We start from the raw sequence: 17548 nt of genomic DNA, 5'->3' as shown, positions 1-17548 counted from the left end.
AATTTTTCAGCGGCGACATGGAAATTTGCATATTCTTTATGGTTCTTTTTGATCCGTATGCTTATTTCACAACAGAATTATATTCGTCACAAAATTAATACTATTAATAAAAATTCTGGTTGCCGTTTAAATAAACTACAAACCTTTAACAATTAATTGACATGAGACCCTAACGGGAGGATGACATTAAAGTTTGATTACTTTTCGTTTGAATGTATTCCCCAGGACATCCACGGTTACGTAGTAAATACCCGGATTAAGTGTGCTCATATCAACGAAAAAATTGTTTAATCCAGTTGTCGCTTCATAGCGATTTTCCTTATGAATTTTTCCAGCTGAATTGATCAGACGAACTGTTGCGGTTCCTTCTGCAGGTAATATTACCTTCAACCTAAACTGATCGGTTACCGGATTTGGAAATGGATCTTCTACCTGAACGGCTGGCTGGATGGTTAAACACTTTTCGTTGTTTATCGGATTGATGTCATCAAAGTCTACATATTGGGAGGTCAGAGTCACACAGAAATATGACGGTTCAGAGACCGTCAACGGAATCCCGACATTCAGGCTTACCAGACTCGATTCCCCTACCCCAATAAACTCCAGAATTTGTTCACTGACGCGAAATTCATTCTCAAGCACAAGTTGTGCTTCCGTAATCTCTACTGGGAGATTGCTAAAGTTTTGTATTTCCATGAAAATCTTACCGGTATTATTTTCATTGACTAATTCGAAACTGCCGATGGCCAGGTCAACCTCAGGAGTGGCTATTAAAATATTCTGGGTTGCGGTATCATAGCATCCGAAACTATTCTCCGAAACCAATCCAACCTTATACTCACCTGGATTTGGGAAGGTGATACTTTCAGCGCCAGATTCAGTGCTTCTTAGCGCTCCATCCAATAGCCATTGGTAGGATGTTCCACCTGTTGAGGTATTAGTAAAAGTCAGTTGATCTCCTGGAATGCCATACGTTCGAGAACTTATAAATGAAGATTCCGGTGCATCATTAATTTCTAACGTTTGTGACGTACTCACCAGACAGCCAAATTCGGTTTCCAATTCTAACTCCAACTCGTAGGATCCGTCTTCCATTTCATCAAGCAGTAGCTCACTACCATTCCCCACGCTGACTCCATCTAGCATCCATCTGCGTGACACCACAGGATCTTCAGATACAGTTGATTCATCAATAGCTTGAATGATTTGATTGTCGCATTCTCCTTCAATCACAAAGCCGACCTGAGGTAACTCGATGATATCAACTGTTTGGGTAATGGTCTCTGAACAGAAATTTTGACCGGTTACCTCCAATGTGACATCATAGCTTCCCGGATTTTCGAAAACATGATTAATGTCTTGCGTTCCATAGTTGATGCCATCCAACGTCCATAGCCAGGAAACTATGGGATTACCCGAAGATACTGTTTCATCTGTAAATGCTGTTACCTCTCCCTGGCAACCCAGATTAATGGAGAAATCAGGAGAAGGAGCTGTCAGAACCTCAATATCTTCTGTGGCATACTGCTCACATCCATTGGAACTTAGCACGGTCAAACCTATGGTTTTAACGCCCGTTGAGTTGAAGTTGATGGTAGGGTTTTGCAGAGTGGACACTTCTTCTCCATCTACTTCCCAAGACCAACTGACAATGTCAGCTCCCTCAACGGTAGTTAAATCAAAAAACTGAACCCCATCCGGTGAGGTGCAAGGAATATCAAAATCGATGTTGATTTGAGGAGAAGCGGAGATGGCTATTTCCTGAATGAAAGTGTCTTCACAACCTTGAGCGTCTGTGGTTCTTAATGAAACAAAGTATGAACCACTATTTTCATAAAGCTGGGCTGGCGGATTAGGTACCGTAGAAGTGAAACCGTTTTGAAAATCCCAAAAGTAGTCTTGTGAATCACCAGAGCTCGAATCTGTAAACGAAATGACATCACCCTCACACGCGGAGGTAGTGGAAGGTGTGAATCCCGCTGTTGGACCGGGGGAAATATCTATGTCCCACGTGGCTGAAACATTGCTGCAGCCCGGAATGGTATCGTAGAGCACCACAGTCTTAGTTCCCGGAGTTGAGTATGCATATGTAGGATTTGGATCCGTACTATCAATGGTGCCATCATTATCAAAATCCCACATGTATGAGATGACACCCATGTGTTGGGACTCGTCTGTGTCATTTGTGAATGTAATATCTGTATTTACGCACTCACTGGCTGTAACGGTGAATGCTGGAACTGGGGGATCGGGGTAGATTGTTACCTCCTCTTCGTAAAAGTTGTTGCAGGTGCCGTCTGAGACATCAACTCTTACGGTGTATGTTCCAGGGCCGGGACCACCTCCTACTACTGAATAGTCAAACGATGGTGTTGGATCCGTGCTATCTTCAATATCATCTCCATCAAAATCCCAGGAGTAAGATGACAGCCCGGAGTTTGAGGGAGTGAAAGTGATAGGATTAGACACACAAACTTCTTGGGAGCTGTGGGTGATTGACGGTGCGGTTTGGGGGAGGATAGTAAAACTTTGGCTAAATGTGGTTTTACCTGATGCATTTTGTGCTACAAGTTCAATTTCATAATTGCCTGACGTGGTGTATGTAAGAGCGGTATCTTTATTATAAACAACTGGTGGCGTAACTCCACAATTACTATCAAAATTATTTAAATAGATGCCTTTGGTTGAATTATCAATATCTACAACGAAAAGCTTCATCAAATCTCCAGTGGCTATTCCAACACTATATCCTTTAGGTGTTAGTGATCCAAAATCATCTATTGTAAATGAGTTGTCAATGGACTCTCCAAAGTTCAATCGAAAAGTATTTCCAGAATCATTTTGGAGAAAAACATAATATTTCCCTCTACTTTCGACGATGTTCAAAAATGTAGGTGCCGTTAATCCATCCGAACTATTGGCGATTTCTGTAATGGTTGGTTGTTGGTCTATGCCTGAATCAAAATCCAATAAGAATAATTGTTGATCAGGTGAAGATGTAATCAACCCTTTCCACCCATCACATGTTTCAATGATTTCAATTTCTGTGATTTGACTGACAGAACCAACTGTGAAAGTGCTATGGGTAGGTGTTGCATTAATTGTGCTTCCAAAATCAAATACATTAATGGTATTACCACCATTGTCACCAGTGAAAAAGTATTTACTCGCGCCTGATTCTACATAGTCTGAACCTTTTAGAACCGTAACATTTCCAGTAGTAATGGAATAATTGGTGATATTAGTATTGACAAATCCATCATTGAATTCCAATACGGTGGGATTTATGCTCCCTTCGTTAGCAACAATGGCTTTCCAAATATCATCCTCATATAGAAAATTAATCGAGCGAGGAAAGCTAAAGGGATCACCTGTTCCACTAATCAGCAAAGAGTGAGTAATATTATCTAAGTTATCATTTAGCTCATTATACCACAGCTCCCCATTGTTCCTTATAGTCACAATTGCATTAATTGACTCTATATATTCAGAGGCATAACTAGCCCTAAAAGCATTAACTACTTGCGCTAAAGTAATATCTGTTGATATGGAAGAACTTATCGTATCCTCGCAAAAATGCCAACTGTAGCTGTCTTCACCTGATAAATTACTGGTTAAGTTGACAGACTCTTCTCGACAGTATTGCGGATCTAATGCAAAGCTTGCTGTTGGACATTGCCCAAAGGCACCAACTATCATCAGCATGAATCCTATGGAAAGAAACCCTTTCATCAAGCACTTATTTTACTTCGGTATAAATCAATTTGAAAGTAGTTCATTATCTCGTCAAATCTTTCAATCTCGAATTTGCTGAACTCTTTTTCCCATTTTCTCAATTGACTCGCCTTATCTTCCAACCCAACTTTAGTCCTTGTGGTATAACTTTCCTGCCTCACTCTGTCATAACAACCTTGAGGCACTTTCATATTCCAAGAATCAAATATGGATTTAAGTACTATTTCTGGCTCAAGAAATAAGTCTTCATAATAGATCGTTAGCCAGGTTCGTGTATTTTCGGGAACCGATAACGGTATTTGATTAGTCATACACCAGGTAGCAATGGTTGCTTCCCATTTTGTTTCAATCGTGTCTAAAAATTCCTTGTGTTTATGATAGATTTCATCATATCTACTATTCCCATATTCAAATCCATTAAACTCATAATTCCATCCACCATGTCTTTTCTGGGATGCAGCGATAGCGTATGGATGTCTTATGAAATGGATCGGCTTGTATCTAAATTGATAGTTACTTGTCAGCCATGGAATTAATCCATTCCCTCTACAAAATTTTACGATCAATTGTGACTGATTCTGGTAATTTGATGGGTCATTAAGTAATGCTAAATAGCTGTTAAGTCTTTTTCCAGAAAGAATCTTGTCAAACTCAGATTTTGCTTCATTCCAGGTGGCATCTATTGGAATATGTTGTCGCCAAGAAAACCCGAGTCTTTCTATAGATTGATTGTAATCCAAATGAAGTGGCTCCCAAACAATTGCTGATTTGGGTATTGCCGATAAAATTTGTGCCAGCCAGGTGCTACCTCCACGAGGATCACTAAAAATGACGATTGCGTCTTCCGGCTTCCGCTTGCTTTGAGATGCAATCCATTTTAATTGTAAGTCCTTCCATATTCTAGATATTCCCATCTTGCCAAATTCTACTTAACAAACCTACGTATCATATTGATACCCTGAGTGTAACATTCGATTAAACCATTAAAAAAAACGGCTTGAAGCATGATTTGAATGACATTATGATCATTTAAGTGTGTAAATATCAATCAGTTGTCTATAGGCCACTTGAGAATTACTAAAACTTCTAAAATTCCTGGCTAATTCTACCACTTGATCCTTATCTGAGCTGGCGATGAGTTTCATAAGCTCTTTATAGCCGTTTTTAGGTACTTCTCCATTCCTCAACACAATTCCACAACCGCTGTTTTTTATTATCTCCGAATCATCTCCGATTCCTTCTGAAATTACGCTGGGAAGACCACAAGCCCAATATTCTCCATTTTTGATTGGGGATACGAATTTCATAGAATCACTTGGGAAATGTAATGAAAATGCAAAATCTGATGCAGAGAGATATGACGAGACCTGATCGTGCTGAACACAGTCGATTTTAATCTTATCTGTTGGAATTCCAACACGCCTTGCCTCATCAAGTATTGGGGTAGAATCTTCAGGGGTCAATAGAATGAGGTAAAATTGATCTATGTTTTTATAAAACTCTCTAAACAATTTAAAAGCTCTTTGTAATGAAAAATAAATGCCTCCAAATTTACCCACGTAAATACCTGTAATTGCATTGGAAGGTATATATAAACGATCCCTTAGTTCACTCCTCGCATTTTTATCAAAACAAAATTTATTTAGATCAACAGCGCAGGGAAGTGTGGTGATTTTACTAGGTTTTACTCCCTCTTCAATAAGCTTCATTTTGTAGTTGTTGGATACTGGATAAATGTGAAGGGCATTTTTTTTCTGTATCCTCTCCATTCTTTTTTGATATAGGTAGCTTAGCCCCCACCTCTTCCATATGCCAAGTTCCAACATGTAGTCAGCATGTGGTTCAAATGATTCAACTACAAAAGGAATTCCTGATTTCTTATGAATATAAGAAGCAAAATTGCCTGCAAGACTGGAGCGAGCGATGACAAGATCAACGTCATACAACTTTACGATATCTCTTAGTTGCCTTGAATGTTGTATTTGCTCGAAAATTTTATTGAAAAGGCGAATCCGATAGTTGTCAGATTTAAGCGGAATATGATCCAGTTTTATAGAACTGGGGACATTAAAAGAGTTACTCTTATTTCTTTCAAGGCTCACATAAATCACTTTTTCGACCTCCTTGAAATCTAAAAGGATTTCTAAATGTGGGTTAATAGTCGCTTGACTCAAACCCTCATTAGCACCCCAATAACCGATGAATAAAATATTCATTTTAACATTCGTAAGGCATTAAGAATCTGCAAATTGCCCAGGTATGATTTAAACATGATACTCTTATATTTTTTCCTGAAAGTAGAAGATAAACTCTCAGAAACCTCAGGCCACCTCTTAATAGTATTGTAAATACTGCTGTATCCTTCTTCCAAATCTCTGAGACTACTTCTCATTGCAGATTCGGAGTGTACACGGTAATGCAACACCCTTTCCTCTGTAAAGTCATATTCAGCATCTTGATTTCTCGCTAGCTGCATAAAGAATAGCAAATCCTCCCCATGTGTCAAATTTGGGTCAAAACGATAATTCGATATCGGCTCTCTTTTTATCAGCCATGTCAATGCAAAAAATGAAAACCCACTCAAGCGAATTAAATCCCTTAAAGGATTTCCCTTAAAAGCTGGATGCCATGTATGAGTATTAAGAGAAAAATCATGATTAAACTTTTCGCATACTCCATCCACAAATGTGATGCTTTTAGACTTTTTGAAAACCTCTAATCTTGACTCAATACTTTTAGAAGGTAACATATCATCTGCATCTAAAAAACAGAAATAATCTCCCTTCATATGATGCAAGCCAACATTTCTCGCATTGCTAACACCCTGATTGTTTACCAGTTTGAATAATTTAATCCGATTATCCACAAATGAATCTATGATAGAAACAGTGTTGTCCTTACTACCATCATCAATGATTAATAATTCGATTTTAGAGTAGCTTTGATTAAGTGCAGACTCAATCGCTTCCCGAATATATTTTTCACCATTGAAAACAGCTATAATTATGCTAACGAGCGGTTCCAAGCTTCAATTAAAGTATTCAAAATCAATGCAATATTAATTTTATCTCACACTCAACCAAGAAGAATACTTCTCGACAATAAACTCATTCATTTCAAAAGAGGTCTTCAAAAGCAATTATCTATGTGATGCATTTAATTATGATCCGTGATAATCACATAGGAAATCATCACAAACCCCTTATTATTAGAAACTTAACAAATATTGAAGTGACGGTGAGATATCCAATCTCTAAATTAGCTTCTCTATTCTCTGAATTTGCTTTTCATATGTATTTTCTAAAGCAAACTCTTTTCTTCTATTAACATCGTCTTTAGTATTGAAAGCTTTCAAATCAGCTACTATGTCTCCTAGAGAATATACCATGCTTTCATTCTTTTTACCCATATAAAGCAAATCCAAACCTTCGTATGCTGAGGAATAAGAAGCTAAAACTGGTTTTCCTGAATAAAGATATTCCAGTATTTTATGAGCATTTGCTTGATATGAATGGTATTTTTCTTGATAACAAATAATCAGTACATCACCAGCGTTCAGATAAGATTGGATTTCCTCACTTTTGATTGGCTTAAGGAAATAAACATTAGTGCAAGAGGAGCACAACTTTTTAAATTGATGAGTTTCATTTGTTGTCAAATTACAATCATCGGCATTAGGACCTATAAAAATGAAATCTGACTCAGGATACATTTTTATTGATAAATACAGAGTGTGCCAATCTAAATATTTCATGGCAAGGTTACCAACATACAAAACCTTGGTTTTATTATCTCCAGGTAGGTCAACAGGAATATCTCGTGTAATTGCAACGTTCAATCCATGATTGATAAAGTGACTATTTGGATTATAATATTTTAACCTTTTTACGATTTCTCTTGTAACTCCAATACAAACATCAGCGGATTTAGCGGCATTTTTTGTCTGGAAATCCTGATTAAGATCAACAATGTGGGATATCTTGAATATAGGCTGAGGTAACGCGTCAAAATCAAAAAAAACCGAATTATCGAAAGACCAAATAATATCAAATTTAAGCTTACTAATCCTCTCAATAGCTGATAATACTTTTCTTTGGTTAATTGCTCTAATAGTCTTTGGGTACAATCTCAAGCCCTTCCAAAACCCCTTATAATCGCAAACTTTTAAATTTTGATACTCAGTTTCTTTAATTGAAAATTTTTCTGATGGTGGATTGAGGAAAACAATATTATTTCCTCTTAAAGCCAAGTGTGTTGCGTAGTGATGTTTAGAAACGAAGATATGCTCCCATGGCTCAGGCGAAACAATTAAGATATTTTTTCTTTTTAACTCCATATGAATCACCATTTAAGGTTTTCGCAAAAACTCCTGTAATTACTTTCCCTATCGAATAACTCCTTAGCTCTTTTACTAATAGCATCTCTATCGAAACGGTGAAGGCTTTCCAGATAACCTGCGAAGTTTTCAGCTAAATCCGATAATTCAATTTTTGGATCAATACAAAAGCCCGTTTCTTCACTAACAATTTCAGGAACCCCATTGACACATAAAGCCAGGATAGGTATTCCGTACATCTGAGCTTCCATCATTGAGATTGGAAGGCCCTCTGATTTGCTTAATGACATAAACAAATCAACTTGGTTGTTTCTATAAAAGTCTAGAATAGTAGCGTTTGGAACATCTCCATAAAGTGTTGTTTCAATGTTGCTGTTCAGTGCCGGTATTATTAGCTTAACTTCTTGCAATAAGGGGCCATCACCAAAGTGAATCCATTTAACTTTACAAGCCACTTTTTTAAGAATTTCTGGCATCTTATGGATGTTCTTAAAGTCTATCACCCTACCGCACGTAACGATTGTTATTTTATCATCATCAGAATTTTCCGCTTTAACTGTTCCGGTCTTCACTCCCATATAGCTAAGCAAGACCTTGAAATGATATTCAGAATCTATCTTAGACTTAAGATATTCTTGGCCGTGTTTGCTGATGCAATAAACCCTATCAATCCATTTAATCTTAAATGATCGAAATGGAATAGCACCCTCAAGGTGTCTATCGTCATATAAATCAAACCCATGTGCCCGCGTTACAAGTTTATTAATATGGTTTTGCTTTCTCAGGTAGGCAAGACTCACAGCAGAGTTTAAAAACCAATAATCATAAAAGATCATGTTATGATTCGATTTTTTTGACACCCATCGTTTCAACCTGGAGTATTTGTCCAGATCCTGGCATAGGTAATCAAGCATACTTTTCCAGTAGGTGATATAAGATTGTGAATCGCTTCCTAGAAGTTCTACTAAAAAGCATTTAATTACTTTGAATGGATGCTTTATCAAAACCCTCAAAATGTGTCTCTTACCACTTCTAATTCGGCATAGATCATTTTGAACATAAACATTTTGAGGAACTGGCCGCTTATTAGAATCGCTTTCAGAGGGAAAAACAAATACTTTTGAGAAGCTTTTAGCCAGGACTTCTATTTCATTCTCAATAAATGGCTCAGAATTGCCATAAGGATATTTGAGTGTAAAAAGGGCCAGCTGTCTTTGCTCATTTTTTTGCATAATCTGAAAGTAATCTCGCCATTTCCTTCATTTTAACTTCTACGCTCATATACTTTTCGCAAAGCTCCCTTAAAATCCTTACATCTTTCTGGTTGTAGACTTTTTCAGTAAAATCAATCATTTCCTCAATATCTACAGCTGATTCATTTGCCGGTATTTGGTAGAAAAATGACTTGAATTTTTCATTTTTAGCTGTGTCCACATCAGTATGACTAAGCACAAAGGGGAGGCTCATAGCACAGTACTCACGTACCTTTAATGTACAAGCTTCAGATAGTGGTATTCTGTGAAGTCCCAAACTACCAATTCCTAAGTGACAATGGCTGGAAAGTTGAAAGGCTTGAGATGATTCTATTAAACCCAGACATTCAATACTTTTATTACGAGAAGCATTTATTTGATCAATCAGTTTTTGATTCTCATTCAAATAAAGCCCTACGATATAAAGTTTTATTTCCCGATTTCCCTGATAGTTGTATATGCCATTAAGCAGCCGATCAATGCCGTGCCAATCATTCGCACTACCACTAGAAAAGAATAATATGAGAGGGCTGGTCGAAACAAAAACAGGTATTTCTCTTAATGGTACTTTTGAAACATCTATTCCGTTAGCAATGACTTGAATCTCATAATTTTTACACCGAGATCTTTCATAACTAGCAATCTCATTGGTCACTCCAATGCCACCTTTTGCCAAGGCAAGACATTTAGACCCAATTTTTTTTTCATGGTACAGCTGAATCCATCCCTTGATTATTGTCCACTTCCAATGTGTCAACTGATAGAGATAGTCCTTAATGGAAAACGACTTGAGATAAAACAGTTTTTCCTTCTCTTCAATTGAGTTATGCTCAAAAATGACTTTTTTAGGAAATGTTTTTAAAAACCTCAAAAGCCCTTTGGAAGCACCGGGGTAACGCATGATGACCAGATCATATGACTCAATATCTACAAGATTCTGAATAGCTATAAAGCTATTCCCTTTGGTTTGCTCACATCGTATATTTATTGGTATCCCTGAAGGTAAATCTCTAAGCTCATCAAAGAGCAATAGCCCATCAATATCATAATAGGTGCTAAGAAACTGAATTTTGGAAATGACTTTTTTAATAACACCTCTTGCGCTACTTCTTCTGATCATCCCAACGTAAACAATCTTCATAAAGTCTGACGAGGTAATAAACCCAACAATCTTCCACATCTGATGGGTAAATAGGTCAATAGCCTGAAGAGAATGAACCTAATTTGATAGCCAAAATTCTTATCAGTTTTAAAATCTCTATGATCCCTCGGTGGTAAGTCCATGTATTTAGTAAACTCCGCCTCACTGAAACCCCATTTCTTCGCAACATACTCATTATCTTCAAGTTGAAGGGAGGGGTCATATGTTGGATTTTTGAGCTCCTCCAATGCCTCATCCTTGGTTATTTCACCATTTAAGATCATATTAGATAAATGAGCTTTTCGCTTGTCTATAGAAAATTTTGTTGGCAGGTAGACTCCCTGGTACCATCGAGTGAATATTGATTCGTAGTGCTTGCCCCCATAATCCTTCCACCCTAGTTTGTCAGAAATTATTTTTTTTACTTCCAGCTTCTTATAAGCTATCAAGTTCAACAATTTCACATCTTTGATCTGCAAAGCCACTTCATACCAGTGGCGTTGTATTGGACCTAATTTAGGAAGCTTTCTTAATCTACCCTTCGCATACTTTGCATGAATGCTTTTTAGATTAGTTATATCAAACTTATCATACCTCCAATCAAATGGTAAGACAAACTCCGTTGCAAGGTTATTGCCACTTAGAATGGTTCGAATACCGTTTTCTTTGGCTATTTTATAAAGAGCTGCAAAAATAAATTGGTCAGTGGGCACCTCCAGGTCTAAAACAGATGCTTTAAAATACGAGAGTTGAATATCCTTAAATTCGTCCCAATCCATCACGAAAGTATGCAGATCAAAACCTAATTTATTTACAATATTATGAATGTTTTGTACTGCAATCTCGGAGTTCCACCCATTATCAAAATGCACACAAAGAGGTCGAAGGCCAAGCTCAGAAGTTAAATATGCCAGATAGGTGCTATCAACCCCACCACTTAAGCCAAGAATGCAATCATATTCCTGATTTCTCCCAATTTTCTTTACAGCTTCGACGGCTCGAGCTAATTCCTCACTCTTAATCTCTTCTGCTCTATGAATGGTCTTCTCAGCAATCTCATTAAAAGACCTACAATAATTACAGACTCCTTTCTCATCAAATGTTATTTGAGAGGTAGTGGTATCCATCACACAGTTTGAGCATTGAGTCATTTTAACTTTTCGTATAGTTTTATCTTTAGTTCATCATTAGGATAGTTAATCAATACCCCTTTTCTTTTTCCAGAATATACAAATAAACTACCTGCAGCCACTGCAGAAGCTCCTGAATCGATAGCTGCTTTAAAATCTTCGATTGAACCAGCCCCACCCAGTGCTACCAAAGGAATACTTACAGCTTCACTCACTTTTTTAATCAACTGACAATCATACCCCAGATACGTTCCTTCTCTCTGAATTGAATGTAGAATAATTTCTCCAATACCTAATTGTTCGCACTGCTTTGCAAATTGAATTGGATCTGAGCTTATTTTCTTCTTTCCATTATTGATATAAAATCCACTTGCTCCAAATAGATTCTTATTGATATCCAGGGAAGCTACAATACTTTGACTTCCAAAAGCAGCCACTGCATCTTGGATTAATTTTTCATTTATCAACGAGGTGTTGAGGATAATTTTTTCAACCCCCAAATTTAAAATTTCACCTATCTGCTCAAGTGTTCTAACACCTCCACCATATGCAATTGGCATGAACGCCTCGCTGACTATATCCTTAATAAGATGGTAATTAATTGATTGTTTGTGTCGGTTGTTCGAAATATTTAACAAGACCAATTCATCAGCTTCTTTATCATTAAAAATTCTAACGGTATTGATTGGATCTCCGAGATAATCATGCTTTTTAAACTTTAGCGATTTTACAAGTTTACCATCCCTAATAAGAAGTGTTGGAATTACTCTTACTCTTCGCATATCAATAATTTCGACCGTAATTGGATAATAGGCCCATACCAAATTTATGGCTCTTCTCCGGGTGAAATTGTACTCCTAAAATATTTCCCATTTCTGCACCACATACAAACTGATATCCATAATTACAGGTCAAAGTTGAATATGCACTGGGTACATTGTCAACGTGGTAGGAATGAACAAAATAGAATCTTGGCGTAATCAACCCCTCTATAAGTGAAAAATTTTGGTCCGAGATAACTTCATTCCATCCCATATGAGGAATCTTTAGTTCACTAGATAATTTAGAAGAATCGAACTTTACTACCTCACCTTTTAGCCACCCTAAACCAGGTTCTTTGCCTTCCTCACTACTTTCGAATAGTAATTGAAATCCCAAACAAATGCCTAAAACAGGTTTTTTATCAACAATTACGCTTTTAGTGAATCGATCATAAAATTCAGATTCTCTTAGTCTCTTAATTCCATTATCAAAAGACCCTACCCCAGGAAGGATAAATTTGTCAGCGTTTTCAATACCCTCAGAAGTTGATACAATTTCCGCTTTTTGGCCAACTTTCTTAAGCATGTTTTTGATGGAACCTAGGTTCCCCACTCCGTAATCTAAAATTGCGATCATTTTACTGTTCCTTTAGCAAATTGATATGAGCGAATCAACTGAATAATATAAATACCAGAGTAGGATAACGCATACAATAAAACCATTGTAAATACATCTTTAAAGTAAAAGTATCCGACCGCAAGGGCACTAAGATTGAATACAACCAAACAAATTTGTGTAATCAAATCTTCTTTGGTCCTCCTGACAACATAATACATATAACTGAGAGGACTTGCTACCATTTTAAAAAAATACAAAATACTAAGTGCTTGGGTGATGCGTCCTGCTCCATACCATTTATCTCCAAACACGAATTCGAATATTTCAGGAGCAAAGAACATCAATGTTAAAGTTGGCAGCAGACTAAGTAGTGATAACATTGAAAAAGTCTTTTTGAATATTGAAATGCAATTACCGTAACTATTGTAATCATCAATTGCTTTTTTTCTGAAAACTTCCAGTACTGCAGTTCCTACAAAGTTGATTGGTAGACCAAGTATTCTCTGAGAAAACTGATAATTTCCAAGGCTTACTTTTCCTCCAAGGAATTCGATGATGAATAGTGGTAATAGATTTATGTATTTATTAATTAAATCTCCAGGGAAAATATAGATAGCATATCTGATCTCTCTGATCACTAGTTTCCTAATCCAATTAGATGAAACGAGTTTTAGATATTTGGAATCATTCCTCAAAAAAGAAGCGATATTGATCGAGGAACTAATCAATGGGCCTGTAATGATAGCGATAAATAATCCATAAGGACCATCAATTAATATTCCAATCCCTATTACCACTACAATGCTGAAAACAGCATCAAAAATCTTAATGGAGGCCATTAACTTATACTTCCCCATTTTATTATTCCAAATCCCCAGGACTGATCCAAACCCGTTTAGAAAAACAGAAATGGGAAGGAAATACAAAAAGAAAAAATAGTTGTCATCTAATATTCCTGTTAGGAATGGTTTTGGAATGATGAACACTAAAATTGTAAGTATTGCTGTCACAATTACAGCAATGAACAGTGTGAGAATGAAGATGTTAACAATATCCTTCATCCGCTTTGAAAGCATAATAAAATGCACATAATGCGAAGAAATAAATAAGGTGAATAGTCCTACAACTGCAGCATACATTGCTGTATATCCATAATCCTGAGGATCATAAATTCTGGTAGTAATAGGAGCGGTGAAAAAAGGCAATATTTGAACAAAAGCAGTCCCTGAGAATAGGGTCAAAAAATTTTTAATATATTCATCACGACGAATTAAGGATTTTATCTTTTTAATCAAAACCACTATCATTTCACGTAATTGATAATCCCTTTCTTTATTTCATTTGCGGCATGACCATCACCATAGATCCCTTTTTTGAACTGTATATTTTTTGATAAATATTCATCTGCAACTGTAGCTATTAGCTCTTCAGAAGCTCCACAAATTCGGTTATATCCAAACTCCACTAATTCTCTCCATTCTGTTTCATCTCTTAACGTCAGACAAGGTTTTTCAAAAAAATAAGCCTCTTTTTGTACGCCTCCACTATCCGTCATCACGAATCGACAATTTTTTAACAACATCAACATATCGAGATATCCAACCGGATCAGTTGTTTTAACCTTTAATTCTATTTTATATTCCTGAAGCTTTTTCCTGGTTCTAGGATGAATAGGTAAAACCACTGGAAATTTTTTATTTAAATCATTAAGAGAATTCACTATTGACCTTAACCTTTCCTCGGAATCTGTATTTTCCGCTCGATGCAACGTACTCAAAACAAAATTCTGAGGCTCCAAGCTTAAATCATCTAAAATTCTTGATACTCTTTCAGCCTTGGCCGAAAAAGCTAATGACGCATCGAACATTACATCACCACATTTTACCAGTTTTTGCCCATCGAAAGGAAATCCTTCATTTTCTAAGTTTTCTCTAGCAGCCTCTGTTGGGAAAAAAAGTATACTTGAGACCCTATCTGTTATAATCCTGTTAACCTCTTCAGGCATATCGTCATTGAAGCTTCTCAGTCCAGCTTCAACATGTATGACCTTTATTTTGAGTTTTTTTGCTGCAAGTGCCCCTGCAAGAGTAGAATTCGTATCGCCATATACTAAGACAAAATTCGGTTTCTCGACTAGAAGGATCTCTTCAATTTTTTCCATCATTCTACCTGTCATATATCCATGGTGTCCTCCTTGCACTTCAAGATTGTATTTAGGCTCTGGAATCCCCATTTGATGAAAAAAAACTTCAGACATATTGTTATCAAAATGTTGACCTGTATGAATCAGTATTTCTTCAATTTCATCATCCTGCGCAAATAAATGACTCACCACTGACGCCTTTATAAATTGGGGTCTTGCGCCTACTATAGTTACGATTTTCATATCTTGATACAAGGAACTAAATTTTCCTCCGATTTAGGATTAACATTAAAATGAAGTATGGCAGAAAAGGAATTTTGTATCTCATTAGAGTACCAAAATTGAAAGTACTTATACCCACTGCAAATGCAAACAGAAGGGAAAATCCAAAACAAAAACTCAGAAAGGGATCTTGAAAAATCGAAACCAGCCGATTCTTAACAATCAGTCTAATAAAGAAGAATAGAAAAACTGTTGACTCAATTGCAGCTAATAACATCAAAGGATTTCTGACTTCCCAAAAATAGGGCCTGAATAAACTTACATTAATTGCCGCTGGTGAGAGTCTGATCATCCCTTGCCATGTCCCATCAGGAAGACCAATATCATAACCCCCATCACCACCATTTCTAGCACCCCATCCATATCGAATGTCATAAGCTGTTATACGGGCACGTTCAGCTAAACTTTCTAACTTGTATTTATCATCCTCCCTGGAAATTTGTTGAAGCGCAAAGAACCCCGAAATACCAAATAATATGAGTAGAAATGGGATAATCAATACTCTAAGAGCCACATTTCTAATTCGCTTTAAATTCTTCATGAACAGCCAAACGGCAACCATCGGAATAAAACAAATGAGGATATACTTTTTGATAGAAAAAATGAGAAAAAAGGAAATGATGAAAACTAGCACCTCTTTAAATGTTTGCTTTTTCAAATCTATCCACCTAATCAATGACCAGGTCATCCATCCTAAAGCACCAAGTGTTACCGTATCTTTCAGAATACCTGAACCCCAAAAAATTACAGATGGTATAAACAATACTGCAACTGCTAACCAGCCTGAATTATTGGGATATTTATTTTGAAGGGTAGAATACATTGCCCACATCCCTGAGAAACTGAAAACCGCAAAAAATAAAGAGGTAGCTGAATATGTGTGAAGGGTGAATAAGTCGAAGAGTGCCGTCAGTCTTACAACTGCATATGAAGCAGGATCTCGGTAATACCATATTCTAGTTGAGTAAGCGTATGTTTCATCCAAGGCTCTACTTCCACCATTGTCCAGCAATAGTTTGATTCCTGTGGTAATATCTTCCTGAAACGCTTCATAAATCCACCTGCTTCCATGCTCCCAATAATTAAATGTATCTCCTCCTCCATAGTAAAACTGATATAGCACTCCTAGCAATATCGCCCCTGCAAAACGTGCCCACAGCGCAGGCAAGAAGTATTTCTTGGTTTGATCATTGGTTACGTATGGCCTGATGAAATAGGCAATCACCGAAAACAGGATGAGGTAAATGGGTGTAACAATGAGATCCTTCAGCCCCATACTTAAGAGATTAAAATGGATGAAGAACTGATTCCTCCAACTTCTTCATGAAGCTTATCACCAGGCCGTAACCCCACAATTTCGATTTCACACTCTGGTGCTATTTTTCTAGCCAAATCAATGACTCTGAAAGCACTCATGTCTGGGGTAAGAATAGCGTCCGTCTCCGTTGAGATAGCATTCATGATGAAATGAGCCGCCTCCTCCTGCGCAATGCAAAACCTGGTGGCATCAGGATGGGTCACTTTGATAACCCCATTCTCTCGCTGCTTCTCAAACACCTCGAAAACTGATCCTCTTGCACCAATGATATTGCCAAGACGAACCACCTTAAACTGCCCTGGGGATAATTTATTGGCAGCCAACCAGTATTTTTCTGCCTCTTGCTTAGATTTTCCATAGATACCAATCGGATTTACCGCCTTATCTGTAGAGATGAGAATAGCCCTGGAGACATTATTCGTCTGGCACGCTTCGATAACATTCTGAGTACCGATTACATTTGTCTTGTGGCACTCTTCCGGATTCTTTTCCGCCATTACCACATGCTTAATGGCCGCTGCATGAATGACAAAATCCATTCCCTCCAGAACCTCGGTAAGACGAGGTAGATCACGAACATCACCCAATTTATAGTCTAGAGTAGGGAATTCTTCTGAAGGAAATACTTCCATCATCTCCAATTGCTTGATTTCATCACGAGAAAAAACAAGTATGCGGCGTACGCCTGTATCGGCAAGCTCCCGTACCAGAGCCCTGCCCAAAGTACCCGAGCCTCCTAAAATGGCAATATTTTTCCCAACGAAATCTGACATTTGCGTTATTCTTCATAGCAAATAAACAAATTGATGCTAACATAGCAGTCAGAATTT

The 17548-nt window shown here is 37.2% G+C and carries 14 protein-coding genes; all 14 read right to left on the bottom strand.

All coding sequences use genetic code 11. The features are described 5' to 3' along the window. Positions 1–186: 186 nt before the first annotated feature. The 14 genes from ACP14Y_RS12785 to ACP14Y_RS12720 all read right to left on the bottom strand — a co-directional run bounded on the left by ACP14Y_RS12785 (position 187) and on the right by ACP14Y_RS12720 (position 17491). On the bottom strand, positions 187–3732 hold the full coding sequence (locus ACP14Y_RS12785; RefSeq protein WP_424963353.1) for a PKD domain-containing protein: 3546 nt from the start codon (positions 3730–3732) through the stop codon (positions 187–189). Further along, on the bottom strand, positions 3732–4649 hold the full coding sequence (locus ACP14Y_RS12780; RefSeq protein WP_424963352.1) for a sulfotransferase domain-containing protein: 918 nt from the start codon (positions 4647–4649) through the stop codon (positions 3732–3734). The genes ACP14Y_RS12785 and ACP14Y_RS12780 overlap by 1 nt, the downstream gene beginning before the upstream one ends. Positions 4650–4760: 111 nt before the next feature. After that, positions 4761–5951, bottom strand: a complete 1191-nt coding sequence (locus ACP14Y_RS12775; protein ID WP_424963351.1) for a glycosyltransferase — start codon at positions 5949–5951, stop codon at positions 4761–4763. Then, positions 5948–6760 carry a glycosyltransferase family 2 protein gene (locus ACP14Y_RS12770; RefSeq protein ID WP_424963350.1) on the bottom strand — a complete coding sequence of 271 codons (813 nt, stop codon included), beginning with the start codon at positions 6758–6760 and terminating at the stop codon, positions 5948–5950. The genes ACP14Y_RS12775 and ACP14Y_RS12770 overlap by 4 nt, the downstream gene beginning before the upstream one ends. 228 nt (positions 6761–6988) lie before the next feature. After that, positions 6989–8071 (bottom strand): hypothetical protein, encoded by a 1083-nt coding sequence (locus ACP14Y_RS12765; protein WP_424963349.1) that lies wholly within the window; start codon positions 8069–8071, stop codon positions 6989–6991. A gap of 5 nt (positions 8072–8076) precedes the next feature. Further along, positions 8077–9303, bottom strand: coding sequence for a glycosyltransferase (locus ACP14Y_RS12760; RefSeq protein WP_424963348.1), 1227 nt, complete (start codon positions 9301–9303; stop codon positions 8077–8079). Then, complete coding sequence (locus ACP14Y_RS12755) at positions 9290–10504, bottom strand: hypothetical protein (protein WP_424963347.1); 1215 nt, start codon at positions 10502–10504, stop codon at positions 9290–9292. The genes ACP14Y_RS12760 and ACP14Y_RS12755 overlap by 14 nt, the downstream gene beginning before the upstream one ends. Next, positions 10462–11592: an N-acetyl sugar amidotransferase gene (locus ACP14Y_RS12750; RefSeq protein WP_424963346.1), complete on the bottom strand. Its 1131-nt coding sequence runs from the start codon at positions 11590–11592 to the stop codon at positions 10462–10464. Before ACP14Y_RS12750 ends, ACP14Y_RS12755 begins: the two co-directional genes overlap by 43 nt. Positions 11593–11612: 20 nt before the next feature. Beyond that, complete coding sequence (locus ACP14Y_RS12745; protein ID WP_424963345.1) at positions 11613–12377, bottom strand: AglZ/HisF2 family acetamidino modification protein; 765 nt, start codon at positions 12375–12377, stop codon at positions 11613–11615. Position 12378: 1 nt separating this feature from the next. Beyond that, the gene (gene hisH, locus ACP14Y_RS12740) at positions 12379–12993 is read right to left on the bottom strand and encodes an imidazole glycerol phosphate synthase subunit HisH (protein ID WP_424963344.1); all 615 of its coding nucleotides are present in this window, start codon (positions 12991–12993) and stop codon (positions 12379–12381) included. Next, complete coding sequence (locus ACP14Y_RS12735; RefSeq protein ID WP_424963343.1) at positions 12990–14276, bottom strand: oligosaccharide flippase family protein; 1287 nt, start codon at positions 14274–14276, stop codon at positions 12990–12992. The genes hisH and ACP14Y_RS12735 overlap by 4 nt, the downstream gene beginning before the upstream one ends. 2 nt (positions 14277–14278) lie before the next feature. After that, the gene (gene wecB / locus ACP14Y_RS12730) at positions 14279–15361 is read right to left on the bottom strand and encodes a non-hydrolyzing UDP-N-acetylglucosamine 2-epimerase (RefSeq protein ID WP_424963342.1); all 1083 of its coding nucleotides are present in this window, start codon (positions 15359–15361) and stop codon (positions 14279–14281) included. Positions 15362–15377: 16 nt separating this feature from the next. Next, entirely contained in the window at positions 15378–16676 is a 1299-nt protein-coding gene (locus tag ACP14Y_RS12725) for a hypothetical protein (RefSeq protein WP_424963341.1), read from the bottom strand. Positions 16677–16678: 2 nt separating this feature from the next. After that, positions 16679–17491, bottom strand: a complete 813-nt coding sequence (locus ACP14Y_RS12720) for a polysaccharide biosynthesis protein (RefSeq protein WP_424963340.1) — start codon at positions 17489–17491, stop codon at positions 16679–16681. Between the last annotated feature and the right edge of the window lie 57 nt (positions 17492–17548).

The sequence above is a fragment of the Ekhidna sp. genome (assembly GCF_965247405.1).
In the GTDB taxonomy this organism is placed as follows: Bacteria; Bacteroidota; Bacteroidia; order Cytophagales; family Cyclobacteriaceae; genus Ekhidna.
This window is presented reverse-complemented; position numbering and strand designations above follow the sequence as displayed.